General features: G+C 54.6%; 8 protein-coding genes. 7 read left to right on the top strand and 1 reads right to left on the bottom strand.

The features are described from left to right. Window positions 1-112: 112 nt before the first annotated feature. The 7 genes from K1718_RS13140 (at window position 113) to K1718_RS13110 (ending at window position 12,174) form a co-directional block, all read left to right on the top strand. Entirely contained in the window at window positions 113-1,492 is a 1,380-nt protein-coding gene (locus K1718_RS13140) for an aminotransferase family protein (RefSeq protein ID WP_173005991.1), read from the top strand. Between the two features lie 149 nt (window positions 1,493-1,641). Beyond that, complete coding sequence (gene pdxR / locus K1718_RS13135) at window positions 1,642-3,111, top strand: MocR-like pyridoxine biosynthesis transcription factor PdxR (protein WP_152501346.1); 1,470 nt, start codon at window positions 1,642-1,644, stop codon at window positions 3,109-3,111. Window positions 3,112-3,350: 239 nt separating this feature from the next. Then, window positions 3,351-3,905: a helix-turn-helix domain-containing protein gene (locus K1718_RS13130; protein WP_152501345.1), complete on the top strand. Its 555-nt coding sequence runs from the start codon at window positions 3,351-3,353 to the stop codon at window positions 3,903-3,905. A 23-nt stretch (window positions 3,906-3,928) separates the two neighbouring features. Further along, window positions 3,929-6,370, top strand: a complete 2,442-nt coding sequence (locus tag K1718_RS13125) for a GcvT family protein (protein ID WP_265682325.1) — start codon at window positions 3,929-3,931, stop codon at window positions 6,368-6,370. 107 nt (window positions 6,371-6,477) lie between these two features. Continuing rightward, a complete protein-coding gene (locus K1718_RS13120; RefSeq protein ID WP_265682326.1) occupies window positions 6,478-8,919 on the top strand; it encodes a GcvT family protein in 2,442 nt (813 codons plus the stop codon). 317 nt (window positions 8,920-9,236) lie between these two features. Then, the gene (gene xsc / locus K1718_RS13115; protein WP_265682327.1) at window positions 9,237-11,015 is read left to right on the top strand and encodes a sulfoacetaldehyde acetyltransferase; all 1,779 of its coding nucleotides are present in this window, start codon (window positions 9,237-9,239) and stop codon (window positions 11,013-11,015) included. A 19-nt stretch (window positions 11,016-11,034) separates the two neighbouring features. Beyond that, window positions 11,035-12,174: an acetate/propionate family kinase gene (locus tag K1718_RS13110; RefSeq protein ID WP_265682328.1), complete on the top strand. Its 1,140-nt coding sequence runs from the start codon at window positions 11,035-11,037 to the stop codon at window positions 12,172-12,174. Window positions 12,175-12,238: 64 nt separating this feature from the next. On the opposite strand, the gene K1718_RS13105 is transcribed toward K1718_RS13110, so the two are convergent. Further along, window positions 12,239-14,341, bottom strand: coding sequence for a fused MFS/spermidine synthase (locus K1718_RS13105; RefSeq protein ID WP_265682330.1), 2,103 nt, complete (start codon window positions 14,339-14,341; stop codon window positions 12,239-12,241). Window positions 14,342-14,908: the final 567 nt, after the last annotated feature.

Below are 14,908 nucleotides of genomic sequence, written 5' to 3'. Positions count from 1 at the left end.
ATTGACGTTCCTGCTTGAAAACTGAGCAATTGCCTAGATTTAGGCTGGCAGAACTCTCAATCGAATTCACTCTTCAGTCGCGCATGAAGCTGACGCACGAAAGGATATGGCCGTGAATATTGCAGCATCCCCGAACGACATGAGCGAAATCATTGAAGCCGACCGCAGCCATGTCTGGCATCACCTCTTTCAACACAAGTCCCTGGAAACGACCGACCCGAAGATCATGGTCGAAGGCAAGGGCATGCGGCTGTGGGATGCGACCGGCAAAGAGCATCTGGATGCTGTTTCGGGCGGTGTGTGGACGGTGAATGTCGGCTATGGCCGCGTCTCTATTGCTGACGCCATTCGTGATCAGCTCATCAAACTCAACTATTTCGCCAATTCCGCCGGCTCCATTCCAGGAGCGCTCTTTTCCGAGCGTCTCATCTCCAAGATGCCGGGCATGAGCCGCGTTTACTTCACCAATTCGGGCACTGAAGCCAACGAAAAGGCCTTCAAGATCGTGCGTCAGATCGCTCACAAGCGATACGGCGGCAAAAAGCACAAGATCCTCTACCGGGAGCGTGACTACCATGGCTCGTCCATCACGACGATTTCTGCCGGCGGCCAACCGGAGCGTAATGCGCAATACGGTCCCTATACGCCCGGTTTTGTTTCCGTTCCCCACTGCTGCGAATATCGCGCTCAATGGGACGTTGAGGAATATGGCGAACGTGCGGCCGACGCCATTGAGGAAGTGATCCTGCGTGAGGGGCCGGATACTGTCGGTGCACTGTGCCTGGAACCGGTCACCGCAGGCGGCGGTGTAATCACCCCTCCCAAGGGATATTGGGACCGTGTTCAGGAAATTTGCCGGAAATACGATATCCTGCTTCACATCGATGAAGTGGTCTGTGGCGTTGGAAGAACAGGAAAATGGTTCGGCTACCAGCACTACGGCATCAAGCCGGACTTTGTCACGATGGCAAAGGGTGTGGCGTCAGGTTATGCCGCAATTGCCTGCATGGTCACCACTGAACAGGTTTTCGACCTCTTCAAGGACGACACAAGTGATCCCTTGAACCACTTCCGCGACATTTCCACTTTTGGCGGCTGCACTGCCGGTCCGGCGGCAGCCCTTGAAAACATGAAGATCATCGAGGACGAAAGTCTCCTCGACAACACAACCGCAATGGGTGAGCGGCTGATGGCCAATCTCCACGGACTGATGGACAAGCACTCCGTGATCGGCGATGTGCGCGGCATTGGTCTTTTCTGCGGTGCTGAACTGGTCAAGGATCGCGATACGAAGGAACCGGCGGAAGAAAAACTCATGCAGGCAATCGTTGCCGATTGCATGAAGCAAGGCGTCATCATCGGTGTCACCAACCGCGCCTTGCCAGGCCTCAACAACACCATTTGTCTGTCTCCGGCTCTGATTGCGACGTCAGACGATATCGACCAGATCACGGACGCGATCGACGGCGCACTGACACGGGTCTTCGGATAACAACTCGCTGCGAACAGCGATAACTCCCTGAAACTGAAAAGCGTGGTTGCCCCGAAACAACCACGCTTATTTTTTGCGCGAATTTCAATTGCCAAACGACCCGATGAACCATCTAATAGGTCCAGACATTCCAAAAATTAGGTCCAGGCATGGCAATACCGGCGGAGACATTCTTCCTTCGACCCGACACTGAAACCTCGCTGCAGCAGCAAATACAGCAGCTCGTGGTCGAAGCCATTCTGTCCGGTCGTTGCCTGCCGGGCGAACGGATGCCGTCAAGCCGCAAACTTGCCGAGCATCTTGGTGTCGCCAGGATAACGGTCACGATTGCCTATACAGAACTCGTCTCCAACGAATATCTGATTTCAAAAGGCCGATCCGGCTATTACGTCGCGCAAAACGCTCCAAGCAGGCCGAAATTCAATTTGCCGGACCAGTCGGAAAACACGGGCATCGACTGGTCACGCACGCTTGGCCAGCGGTTCCTGGCACATGTGCCCGTCATGCGTCCGCAAAACTGGCGTGACTACAAATATCCCTTCATCTATGGCCAGTCCGATCCGCGTCTCTTCGATCACCACAACTGGCGAAACTGTGCACTGAAGGCTGTCGGCCGCAAGGATTTCGACATTCTGGCGACCGACTATTACGAGCGCGACGACCCTATGCTGGTCGAGTTTATCCTGCGCCAGATCCTGCCGAGACGCGGGATCACCGCGCGCCCGGAAGAGATCCTGATTACAATGGGCGCACAACATGCGCTTTGGATCACCGCGCAGATACTGCTAACCCAGCGCCGTACGGCTGTAATAGAAAACCCCTGTTACCCTGGCCTGCGGCAAATCCTCAATCAGACCAGATGCAACACGATCTCCATTGACGTCGATAACGCCGGCCTGCCACCTGAAAAGCTTCCAGATAGTCTGGACGTGGTTTTCACCACGCCGAGCCATCATTGCCCCACAAACGCAACAATGCCGGTATCCCGTCGTCACAGGCTCCTGGAGCTGGCCGCCGAAGGTGAGTTTGTTGTCGTTGAAGACGATTATGAATTCGAGATTTCGTTTCTCAAATCCCCTTCCCCGGCTCTCAAGTCCCTCGATCCGACAGGCTGTGTGATTTATGTGGGTTCGTTCTCCAAGTCGCTTTTTCCCGGACTGCGGCTCGGATACATCGTTGCCTCAGAACCTTTCATCCGTGAAGCACGCGCGCTGCGGTCGCTTGTATTGCGCCACCCGCCTGGCCTCATTCAGCGTACCGCGGCCTATTTTCTGTCCCTTGGTCACTATGACGCCCAGATCGCGCGCATGGGGCGCATCTATCGGAAACGGCGCTCGATCATGGAGCAAAGCATCAGTGAAGAACGACTTTCACTCACAACGCAGGGAACCTTCGGCGGATCGTCCTTTTGGATGAAGGCACCAGACGGCATCGACAGCACAAAACTTGCTATGAGCCTCAGACAGGATGGGGTTCTTATTGAACCCGGCAGCGCCTTTTTCGCGACCGATGAAGAAGACCCTGGGCACTATCGCCTGGCCTATTCTTCCATTGCCTCGGCGCGTATTCCCGATGGCATTTCCCTTATCGGCAAAAAAATCAGGGAAGCCCGCCGTTAGCCGGCTTGCTCTTTTCAGCGCGCAAATCAGCTGACCCGCATTTCACACCTTAGATTTTTCCAGTCACAACAACGGTTGCCGAACGCGAAATTCGCACCGAATTCAACACGTTTGAGTTCCTTTCAGCGAAGCGAATTGGCGGCACGACAAAGAATCTTTCTGCGGCGTGAAATTTTTGTTGATTTTTTCATATTGTCGCATGAAATTATCGGTGAAATTTTCACAAGCAGGTCTTCAGAATGGAACATAGCAGTCTGGGCGAGGACATCCGAGCTCTTCGAACGGCCCGAAAAATGACGCTTGAAGACCTGGCCAACAGATTGGGCAGATCTGTCGGCTGGCTGTCGCAGGTAGAGCGTGACATTTCAACACCCAGAATGTCCGACCTGCGGGAGATCGCGGACGCTTTCGGAGTGCAGGTTTCATTGTTCTTCGGAAGCACCGATGGTCCGGAAAACGAGAGTGGCAAAGTCGTCAGGGCGAAGGCCCGCCGAGTAATTGGCGAACGCGACGCCGGACTTCTCGAGACGCTGATTTCGCCCGATCTGACCGACAATTTCGAGATGATCCACTCCACCTTTCAGCCTGGCTCGTCGCGCGACAAACCCATTCAGCGCCCCACGCAGGAAGTCGCCTATCTCATCTCCGGAAAACTGGATATCTGGCTCGATGATGAACCTTTCACCGTGGCGGCAGGAGACAGCTTTCGCATCCGCAATGCGGCCTATCGCTGGAGCAATCCCTACTCCGAGCCCGCAATCGCCATTTGGGTGATTTCCCCACCCGTTTATTGACGCATTCCAAGAAGGAATACTGAATGTCCGTACCCTCTACAGCCCGAGTTGTAATCATCGGCGGCGGTGTCGTTGGTGTTGCCACGCTGTATCACCTTGCCAAGAACGGCTGGTCCGACTGCATTCTGCTGGAAAAGAATGAACTGACCGCAGGTTCAACCTGGCATGCCGCAGGAAACTGTCCGAACTTCGCGATGAACTACGGCATCATGAACATGCAGCGCTACAGTTTGAAGCTGTATCGCGGCCTGGCCGATGAGGTTGACTATCCGATCAACTATCATGTGACCGGGGCAATTCGCCTGGCGCACAGCGACGAGCGCATGATGGAATTCGAGCACGCGGTCGGTATGGCACGGCAGATGGGTCTAAAAATGGACATCTGCACACCAGAGGAATTGCAGCAACATTACCCATTCATGGAGACCCATGACCTTGCAGGTGGCCTTTGGGATGCACTCGACGGCGATATCGATCCTGCCCAGGTTACACAGGCACTCGCAAAGGGCGCACGTGCCCATGGCGCTAAGATCACGCGTTTCACGCCGGCAACGGGCGTTAGTCGGGAAAATGGTGAATGGATCGTCCACACGGACAAGGGCGACATTCGCTGCGAATATGTGGTCAATGCTGCCGGCTACTATGCAAAGCGCGTTGGGGAATGGTTCCTGCCGTTTGGTGGACGCCCTGTCCCGGCAGCAGTGATGAGCCACCAGTATTTCCTGACCGAACCGGTGCCGGAAGTTGAAGCCTGGACGAAGGAAAACGGCCGAAAACTGCCCATGATCCGGGATGTCGACAGCTCTTATTATCTGCGCCAGGAAACAGTCGGCTTCAACCTCGGGCCTTACGAACGTAACTGCCAGGCCGCCTGGGTAACGCCAGACGATCAGATGCCCGAAGATTTCAGCTTTCAGCTTTATCCTGACGATCTGGACCGTCTCGAATGGTACATCGAGGACGCGATGGCCCGCGTACCGCTTTTGGGAACCCAAGGGGTCAGCCGAAACATCAACGGACCGATCCCTTATGCGCCGGATGGCTTGCCGATGATTGGCCCGATGCCGGGCGTCCCGAACGCATTTGAAGCGCATTCCTTCACCTTTGGCATCGCTCAGGGCGGAGGAGCTGGCAAAGTCGCCGCCGAATGGATCATGCACGGCCATACCGAATGGGACATGTGGTGCGTCGATCCGCGTCGCTATACCGATTACACCGACGACCAATATTGTGTCGACAAGGCCAAGGAAGTGTACGGCCACGAATATGCGATGCACTTTCCGCACCACAGATGGCCTGCAGCACCAGACCGGAAAGTGTCCCCCAACCACACCAAGGTTCTTGAATTGGGTGGCCAGATGGGCACCTTCAACGGCTGGGAGCGAGCAAACTGGTTTGCAGAAGCTGGAGACGACATCGGCGAAGAAGCCACCCAGACCTGGAATCGTTCCGGGCCTTGGGAACAGCGCGTGCGTGCAGAGTGTGAAGCCGTCAGAGACGGTGTCGGCGTTCTCGATCTGCCAGGCTTCAGCCGCTTTGCTCTGAACGGCGAAGGTGCCGCGGAATATTTGCGCAACAAGATTGCCGGCGCGCTTCCAAAAGCCGGCCGCATGACACTCGGCTATTTCCCCGACAACCGTGGCCGCGTCCTGACCGAAATGTCGATCATCAGACACGACGAAGACGACTTCACGCTGATTACCGCAGCCCCTGCCCAATGGCACGACTTCGCTGTATTGAAGGACGGACTGCCAGAAGGTCTCAGCCTCAAGGATCGCACACGTGAAGTGACAACGCTTATTGTAAGCGGCCCCAAATCCCGCGAGCTTTTTGCCAAACTGACGGATGCGGACCTGTCCACGGGCTGGCTAACCCACCAATATACGGAAGTTGCCGGAAAACCGGCTCTACTCGTTCGGGTTTCCTTTGCAGGAGAACTCGGTTGGGAGGTGCACGCAAGTTTCGACGACATGCCCGTCATCTACGATGCCGTTTTGAAACAAGGCGCAACGCCATTCGGCATGTTCGCACTGAATTCTCTGCGGCTGGAAAAGGGGTATCGCGCCTGGAAAGTAGATCTTTCCTCCGACTACACCCTGCTGGAAAGCGGTCTTGGACGCTTCGTCAAACTTCAAAAGCTGCAGGACTATCCAGGGAAATCCGCTCTTCAAACGGAAGCAGAACAAGGACCGAAAAAGGGATTTGTCACACTCACCGTTGATGCCGACGCGTGCGATGCTCCCTATATGGCCTGCATTTTCAAGGACGGCGAGCTGATCGGCGAAGTCACGTCCGGTGGATGGGGATACAGGATCAATGCCTCCATCGCGCTCGGCGTGGTCAAGGCAACCCTGGCGGAACCTGGAACGGAACTTGAAGTAGAGATCTACGGCAAACGCCACAAGGCTGTCGTGCAGCCAGATCAGCCGCTTTGGGATCCCGAGAACGAACGACTGAGGGCTTGAGGACAAGCCCTTGGTTTTCAATTTCAAATTCGTCCTTTGGACATAGCCATCAACACTCGGTCTGACGGAGACATCTCCTCAGGTCTTGAAATCGGAAAGAGCTCATCGTGACACCTCCATCAAAGGCTCGCGTCGTCATTATCGGCGGTGGCGTCATCGGATGTTCCGTCGCCTACCATCTTGTCAAACAAGGCTGGACCGATGTCGTTCTGTTGGAACGCAAGCAGCTGACATCAGGCACGACCTGGCATGCGGCCGGCCTGATCGCGCAGTTGCGGGCGACAGAAAACATGACCCGGCTCGCCAAATACAGCCAGGAACTCTATGGAAAGCTGGAGGCCGAAACGGAGGTTGCTACCGGGTTCCGGCGCTGCGGGTCGATCACGGTCGCGCTCACCGAGGAACGCAAGGAAGAGATCTACCGGCAAGCGTCCATGGCGCGGGCCTTTGGCGTGGAAGTGGAGGAAATATCCCCCTCTGAAGTCAAATCCAGATACGAGTATCTGAACACCGACGGCGTGGTGGCCGGTGTTTATCTGCCTCTTGATGGTCAGGGCGATCCGGCCAATATCGCACTCGCGCTGGCCAAGGGTGCCAGGATGGGTGGCGCCAAGGTCATGGAACGGGTCAAGGTGACCGGTCTGCAGAAAGCCGGACAAAGAGTGACGGGTGTCGAGTGGCAATCAGCAGACGGCACCGGTGTCATTGAATGCGATCACGTGGTCAATTGTGGCGGCATGTGGGGCCATGAACTGGGACGCATGGCCGGTGTGAATGTTCCGCTTCATGCTTGTGAACACTTCTATATCGTCACCGACAACGTTTCCGGGCTCCCTCATATGCCTGTCCTTCGGGTTCCGGACGAATGCGCCTATTACAAGGAAGATGCGGGAAAAATCCTCCTTGGCGCTTTTGAGCCCAATGCCAAGCCCTGGGCCATGAACGGCATTCCCGAAGACTTCGAGTTCGACCAGCTGCCGGAAGACTTCGACCACTTCGAGCCGATCCTAGAGGCCGCTGTGAACCGGTTGCCGATTTTGGCTGAAGTCGGCATTCATACCTTCTTCAATGGCCCGGAAAGCTTCACACCGGACGATGCATACCACCTTGGCCTGGCGCCGGAGATGGACAACGTTTGGGTTGCGGCAGGTTTCAATTCGATCGGAATTCAGTCCGCTGGCGGCGCTGGAATGGCGCTGGCGGAATGGATGAACACAGGCGAGAAGCCCTTCGACCTCGGCGATGTCGACATTTCACGCATGCAGCCCTTTCAGGGAAACCGCACATATCTTTATGAACGGTCGAAGGAAACACTTGGCCTGCTCTATGCGGACCACTTTCCTTACCGGCAGAAAGCCACCGCTCGCGGCATCAGGCGGTCCCCTTTGCATGAGCACCTCAAGGCATCGGGTGCTGTTTTCGGCGAGTTCGCAGGGTGGGAACGCGCCAATTGGTTCGCCGATGAAGGTCAGGAACGAGAATACCGATACACCTGGAAACGCCAGAACTGGTTTGAAAACTCCAAACGCGAACACATGACGATCCGGGAAAATGTCGGCATCTACGACATGTCGTCCTTCGGCAAAATTCGCATTGAAGGCCCGGACGCCGAACCATTCCTGAACTATGTCGCCGGTGGTGATTATTCGGTACCGGTTGGTAAAATCGTTTATACGCAATTGCTCAACAAGCAGGGCGGCATTGAAGCGGATGTCACGGTCACGCGTCTTTCCGAAACCGTCTATCTCGTGGTCACACCAGCGGCCACGCGACTGGCCGACGAGACCTGGTTACGCCGCCATGTTGGCGACTACCGCGTGGTTATCACCGATGTCACATCCGGCGAGGCTGTTCTGGCCGTGATGGGGCCAAACTCCCGGAAATTGCTGGAAGCTGTCTCGCCGAACGACTTCACGAATGCAACCAATCCGTTCGGCACGGCACAGGACATAGAGATCGGCATGGGTTTGGCGAGGGCCCACCGGGTCACTTATGTCGGTGAGCTGGGATGGGAGCTTTATGTTTCCTCCGACATGGCGGCACATGTCTTTGAAACGCTTCAAGAAGCCGGCCAGGAACTTGGCGCAAAACTGTGTGGGCTTCACATGATGGATTCCTGCCGGATCGAAAAAGGCTTCCGCCACTTCGGCCACGACATCACCTGTGAAGATCACATTCTGGAAGCTGGTTTGGGTTTTGCGGTCAAACGGGACAAACCCGACTTTATCGGTCGTGAAGCTGTTTTGCGCAAACGCGAGGAAGGGTTGCAACGGCGGCTCGTGCAGTTCCGCCTGAAAGACCCAGAGCCCCTGCTCTATCACGCTGAACCGATTTTGCGAAACGGAGAAGTTGTTGGTTTCCTGAGCAGCGGGAACTATGGCCATACCCTCGGCAGTGCCATGGGGCTTGGCTACGTGCCATGCCCGGGCGAAAGCCCCGATCAGCTTCTCAGCTCGTCTTTTGAAATCGAGGTCGCTGGCGTGCGCTGTGAAGCAGAAGCATCACTGAAACCTTTTTACGACCCGAAATCCGAGCGCGTTAAAGTCTGACGCAATTCAGCAATCTGTCCCGTCTCTTCAAGTGCGTTATAGGTCAAAACATTGGCACTGATGCAAGTGAAAAGACGGGGCAGATGAAGAGGTTTCCAGCAACGGACAGCGTTAAATCCCCAGTCTGTGCCTGATCGGAACGACCCGCTTGCAAGAAACCTCCAGCCAATGGGGTTTCAAACGCTTGTGAAACATCCTATTGGCTATATGAAGTCCGCTAAACTGGCCCTAAGAGGGCATCAGGAAGTCGAGTTAAATCCTCTCCGAAACGCCGTAATGACGGCATCGGTCTTTCTGATTTCACTGGAGTATTCGTCTTGAAAATGACCACCGAAGAAGCATTCGTGAAGGTGCTTCAAGCGCACGGAATCGAGCATGCGTTCGGAATTATCGGCTCAGCTTTCATGCCGATTTCCGATCTGTTTCCAAAGGCAGGCATCAAGTTCTGGGATTGTGCCCATGAGGGCTCGGGCGGGATGATGGCCGACGGCTACACCCGGGCAACCGGCAAAGTCAGCATGATGATTGCGCAAAATGGGCCCGGGATTACGAACTTCGTGACCGCCGTCAAAACGGCTTACTGGAACCACACACCTCTGCTTCTGGTCACCCCCCAGGCAGCCAACAAGACGCTGGGTCAAGGTGGGTTCCAGGAAGTAGAGCAAATGGCGCTCTTCAAGGACATGGTGGCCTATCAGGAAGAAGTTCGTGACCCGTCACGCATGATGGAAGTACTGAACCGCGTGATCATGCAGGCCAAGCGTGCCAGTGCACCGGCACAGATCAACATCCCGCGCGATTTCTGGACCCAGGTCATTGATGCCCAGGTGCCCGCCATTGTCGATTTCGAACGCCCAGGCGGCGGCGAAGACGCAATTTCCCAGGCAGCCGACCTTTTGAGCACCGCCAAATTTCCCGTGATACTGAACGGTGCAGGCGTTGTTCTTGCAGGCGCAATTCCAGCGTCCATGGCACTGGCCGAAAAGCTCGACGCGGCAGTGTGCTGCGGCTATCAGCACAATGATGCGTTCCCAGGTTCGCACCGCCTGTTTGCGGGCCCTCTCGGCTACAATGGCTCCAAGGCAGGCATGGAGCTTATCGCCAAGGCGGACGTCGTCCTTGCGCTTGGTACTCGCTTGAACCCGTTCTCGACTCTGCCCGGATACGGCATGGACTATTGGCCGAAAGACGCCAAGATCATCCAGGTCGACATCAATCCAAACCGGATCGGCCTGACCAAAACCGTATCGGTCGGCATTGTTGGCGATGCAAGGAAAGTTGCCGATGCAATCCTGGAGAAACTGTCACCGAACGCCGGAAACAACGGCCGGGACGATCGTGTTCATACGATCTCACAAACCAAATCCCGTTGGGCACAGCAGCTTTCGTCCATGGATCATGAAGACGACGATGAAGGCACGTCCTGGAACCAGCGTGCCCGCGCTGCAAAGCCAGATTGGCTGAGCCCGCGCAAGGCCTGGCGTGCTATTCAAGCCGCTCTTCCGAAGGAAGCAATCATCAGCTCGGATATTGGCAACAACTGCGCGATTGGCAATGCCTATCCAAGCTTTGAGCAGGGCCGGAAATATCTCGCACCTGGCCTGTTCGGACCTTGCGGTTACGGATTGCCGGCAATCATCGGTGCAAAAATCGGTTGCCCCGACACACCGGTCGTCGGTTTTGCCGGCGATGGTGCCTTTGGCATTGCCGTGACGGAGTTGACAGCTATTGGTCGCAAGGAATGGCCGGCGATCACCATGGTCGTCTTCCGCAACTACCAGTGGGGCGCTGAAAAGCGCAACTCGACACTCTGGTACGACGACAATTTTGTCGGAACGGAACTCGATGAAGACGTCAGCTATGCCGCAATCGCAAAAGCCTGCGGTCTTGAAGGCGTTCAGGCGCGCAGCATGGATGAAGTAAGAGAGCTTCTGGACAGTGCTATCGATCGTCAGATGAACGATGGCAAAACCACCTTGATCGAGGTTCTGATCAATCAGGAGCTTGGCGAACCTTTCCGGCGCGACGCAATGAAGAAACCAGTCGAAGTCGCGGGCATATCTGCCTCTGACATGCGGCCGCAGAAGGTTAGCTGACCGGAGAAACGCAAAGACAATGGGTGATATTCTCGTCCTGAATTCCGGATCGTCCTCGATCAAGTTTGTGCTGTTCGGAGCTGATTTCACAAAGAAGCTCCGCGGCAGCGCGGTCGAAATCGGCGGTGCTTCGGCGCTGAGCATTGGCGATCAGCAGGACGAGATCTCCTTGCCGGACCACGTCACGGCACTCGATGAAATATTCCGTGCCCTGAAACGGCACGGAATTGACTTTGCTGGCCTTACAGCAGCAGCGCACAGAGTGGTGCATGGCGGTCGTAACCTTAAAGAATCGCAACGGGTTTCCGATGAGGTTCTTGCGGAAATCGAGCGCTGTATTCCTCTCGCACCGCTGCACAATCCGCACAACCTGGCAGCAATACACGCGGTTGCAGAGCTTGCCCCCGACCTGCCTCAATGCGTCAGCTTCGACACCGCCTTTCACGCCACCAACCCTGAAGTTGCGTTGCGTTACGCCCTGCCTGACAGTGAGGACGAAAAAGGACATCGTCGATTTGGCTTTCACGGCACGTCTTATGAAAGCCTGTCGCTATGCCTTCCGGAGATTTCAGGGCAACCGTTGCCAAAAAGACTGCTCGCTCTTCACCTCGGCAATGGTGCAAGCCTTTGCGCGATCAAGGACGGGAAATCCGTTGCCACCACCATGGGTTATTCCCCCCTTGAAGGACTGACCATGGGTACGAGAACAGGGTCGATTGATGCCAATCTGGTTCTGGCCATGGCTTCAGATCTTGGCGTCGAGAGGACAACACAAATCCTGAACAAGGAAAGCGGCCTTTTAGGCCTTTCCGGATCAAGTGATATGCGCAAACTGCAGTCGCTGGGTACTGAGCGTGCGCAATTCGCCGTGGAGCATTTCTGTTACTGGGCTGTCCGCCATGCTGGCTCGATGATCGCAGCGATGGGCGGCCTTGACGGCATCGCATTCACTGGTGGGATCGGTGAGAATGACGCAAAAGTCCGCGCAAACATCCTTGAAAAACTGTCATGGCTCGGCGTTCAGCTCGATGAAGCTGCCAATCTTCAAGGCTCTGCCAAACTGCACAGAGATGGTTCCAAAGTTGCGGCGTGGATCGTCGAGGCCGAAGAAGAACGTATGATTGCCCACCACGCTCAGAAGATCATGTCCGCCACATAGCCTTTGCCAAACAGATGGCAATCCAAGGACGCAATTGCGCGGCGGGCTGAGCAGAACAGTTTTGCTAACTGGTGTTCCAATACTTTCGGAAGAGTGCGCTCAAGATGTTGGAATAATCATCTGTCCAGGCGCTTGTGTCTCCTGAAGATACGGACTTCCAATCTGGATCGGCGGCCAGATCACCCAGCACTTCAGGTGCCCTGGCCAGAACAGCGACATGTGTCGGATAAACGTGATCCTTGGTTGCCAAGCGGTCATTGTTCTTGAATTTCGCGACGCGAAGAGACCAGCCTTCTATCTCCGCAATGGCGGCGACAACGCTCGCCAGTTCGATCTTGCGGTTCTCGATATGCATGACCAGCAGGCCATCCTCGGAAATCTTGGAAAAATAGAGCTGGAGCGCCTCCCGTGTCAGCAAATGCATCGGGATGGCGTTTGAGGAAAAAGCGTCGATCAAGACATAGTCGAAACGCCCATTGGGTTCGCGCGCCAGCGTCTGCCGGGCGTCTCCGAGCACCATCCGCGTATCAGGTGCGCAGTCGGACACAAACTGGAAATATCGTGGATCTGATGCAACCTTTATAACCGATGGGTCGATCTCAAAGACTGCCCACTTTTCTTCAGGCCGTCGGTGACAAAGAAAACTGCCTGTTCCCAACCCGATGATTGCTCCTTCGTTGATGTGCCCGCCCATTCTGTTCTGGATGGATTTAAGCGCGGCAGCCATCTCTCCTGTCTCGTGATAGTAAGTCAGTGCTTCCGGCCCGGCGTCGTCCGTGTCTTCAACGCGCATTGCGCCGTGAACGGTTGTGCCGTGAACCATGATCCTGTGTGCACCATCATCTGAGTGTCTTACCTTCGTGATACCGAAAAATGAGCGATGGGATACCAATTCATCGTACGTCCCAAATTGGAGTGCAGTCACTGCAGCTGCCGCAAAAAGCACTGGAACTGCCGCGAGCCGCGCCTTCATCTGCAAGACAGCTACAGACACCAAGAGAAACAAGAGCAAATAGCCCCGTGAGGCGACGTCATTTAACCCTGAGTTCAATTCAAGAGCACCCAGCTGATAAATGCCAAATGCCAGAACCACTCCCGATGAGATGGTGAGAATGGTCCTTGCTCGAAAACTCTGGCCATGGAGCAAGACCACAAGAACGGTCAAGAACCACAAAAGTGGATACTCAGCCACCCAGCCGAATATTTGAGGCGCAATCAGCCCCGCGAACAGCCCGCCGAGGACACCTCCGCAAGAAATCCAAAGGTAGAATTCGGTCAGATGAATTGCGCCGGGACGAAGTTTGTAGAGCAGCGCATGACAGTAAAGGGCTGCGGCAAAAAATCCGATCAGATTAAAGCCAAGCGAAGCGAAGACGCGCAGGCTGGCTCCCATCAGCAAGCTGCTCGCGATCAGAATGGCCACCCAAGGCAACAGCCTTGCTAAAAACTCGACCCGGACCACCTGACGTGTACTGAAAGCAAGCACAAAGGTTAGAAGGAATAGGGCGAGTGGAACAACCCAAAGAAACGGAGCAGACGCAATATCGACAGTGATATGAGCGGTAATAGCAATCGTCAGCGCCGAGGGTATGGCTGACAGCCCCAGAAACGTCAGCCGACTGGACCAGGCGAGTGGTTTATCCATTTCCCACCTGGTTTCATGAGCCGAGGACCGGGACCGTGCCGGATTGGCTTGCATGGGAAAATACAACGCAAGTGCTCCACAGCCAATGATGGATACTGCCAGGACCAGATATCCCGAGGACCAAAGCATCGACTGGGTGTTCAGCGAAAAAACCGGTTCAATTGCCAATATGTAAAGGAACAAGGACAAGAAACTGCCGATGTTACTCGCTCCATACAGGAAATAGGGATCTTCGGCATGCGAATGACCGGATCGCGCAAACCAGGCCTGAAGCAATGGGGCATTTGCAGAAACGGCAAAAAACGGCACGCCTATGGACGACGCGAACAATCCCAATATCCAAAGTTCCTGATGTTCGTTCGGTGGCGAAATCCAGCTCTGCGATAGTCCCAGAGGCAGATACACGAACGCAAACACAAGCACGCACCCATGTACAAAAACGGCTTTTTGAAACGACAGGAACTTCATCAACAGGTGCGCATAGGTGTAAGCGAGTAGCAAGACGCCTTGAAAAAAGACCATAGCGACCGACCACACCCCCGGCGAGCCACCGAGTTTTGGAACAACAAGTTTTGTGAAGTAGGGCTGCACAGAAAAGAGCAGAAAAGCGCTCAAAAAAATCGTCGTTGCAAATGCCGGCAAAATCGAATTTCGCAACAACGCATTCGAACTCTGACGATAAAATTGATACTTAGCATTTGAATAAAACACTAGTAATACCTCTCCGCAGAAGAAGAGATTTACTAGGAATTTGAAGTGTAAAGAAAAGCTGAAGTGATTTTGGTCAGCGGGAGGAAGCCATGGCCGAAAAGCAGATCAGAGACTAAGCCAAAAAAGGCTTCAAACAATTGATATTTAGATCATTTTTAAGTAACCACCTCGGTTTTCAAGTTTGCCGCATACGACAATTCCGACGATCACCTATTAACCTTGCCCGCATTTTTCCTTGATTTCATTCAAATAAATACTTGAAAAATATACCAAGAATTTCGAGTAATACGAATTTAATTTTATTAAAATTGAATTCAATTGAAATGTATTGTAACCTTACTCTAAATTACATGAGTAATGACTTGATACCTTTGAAAG

The organism is Roseibium porphyridii (genome assembly GCF_026191725.2).
Lineage (GTDB): Bacteria > Pseudomonadota > Alphaproteobacteria > Rhizobiales > Stappiaceae > Roseibium > Roseibium porphyridii.
The sequence above is the reverse complement of the archived record's forward strand: the minus strand, read 5'-3'. Positions and strand labels throughout refer to the sequence as shown.

Excerpts from the sequence above, each read along its gene's own strand:
- pdxR (WP_152501346.1), top strand. The coding sequence starts at position 1,642 with ATGGCAATACCGGCGGAGACATTCTTCCTTCGACCCGACACTGAAACC.
- K1718_RS13130 (WP_152501345.1), top strand. The coding sequence starts at position 3,351 with ATGGAACATAGCAGTCTGGGCGAGGACATCCGAGCTCTTCGAACGGCC.
- K1718_RS13125 (WP_265682325.1), top strand. The coding sequence starts at position 3,929 with ATGTCCGTACCCTCTACAGCCCGAGTTGTAATCATCGGCGGCGGTGTC.
- K1718_RS13110 (WP_265682328.1), top strand. The coding sequence starts at position 11,035 with ATGGGTGATATTCTCGTCCTGAATTCCGGATCGTCCTCGATCAAGTTT.
- K1718_RS13105 (WP_265682330.1), bottom strand. The coding sequence starts at position 14,341 with ATGGTCTTTTTTCAAGGCGTCTTGCTACTCGCTTACACCTATGCGCAC.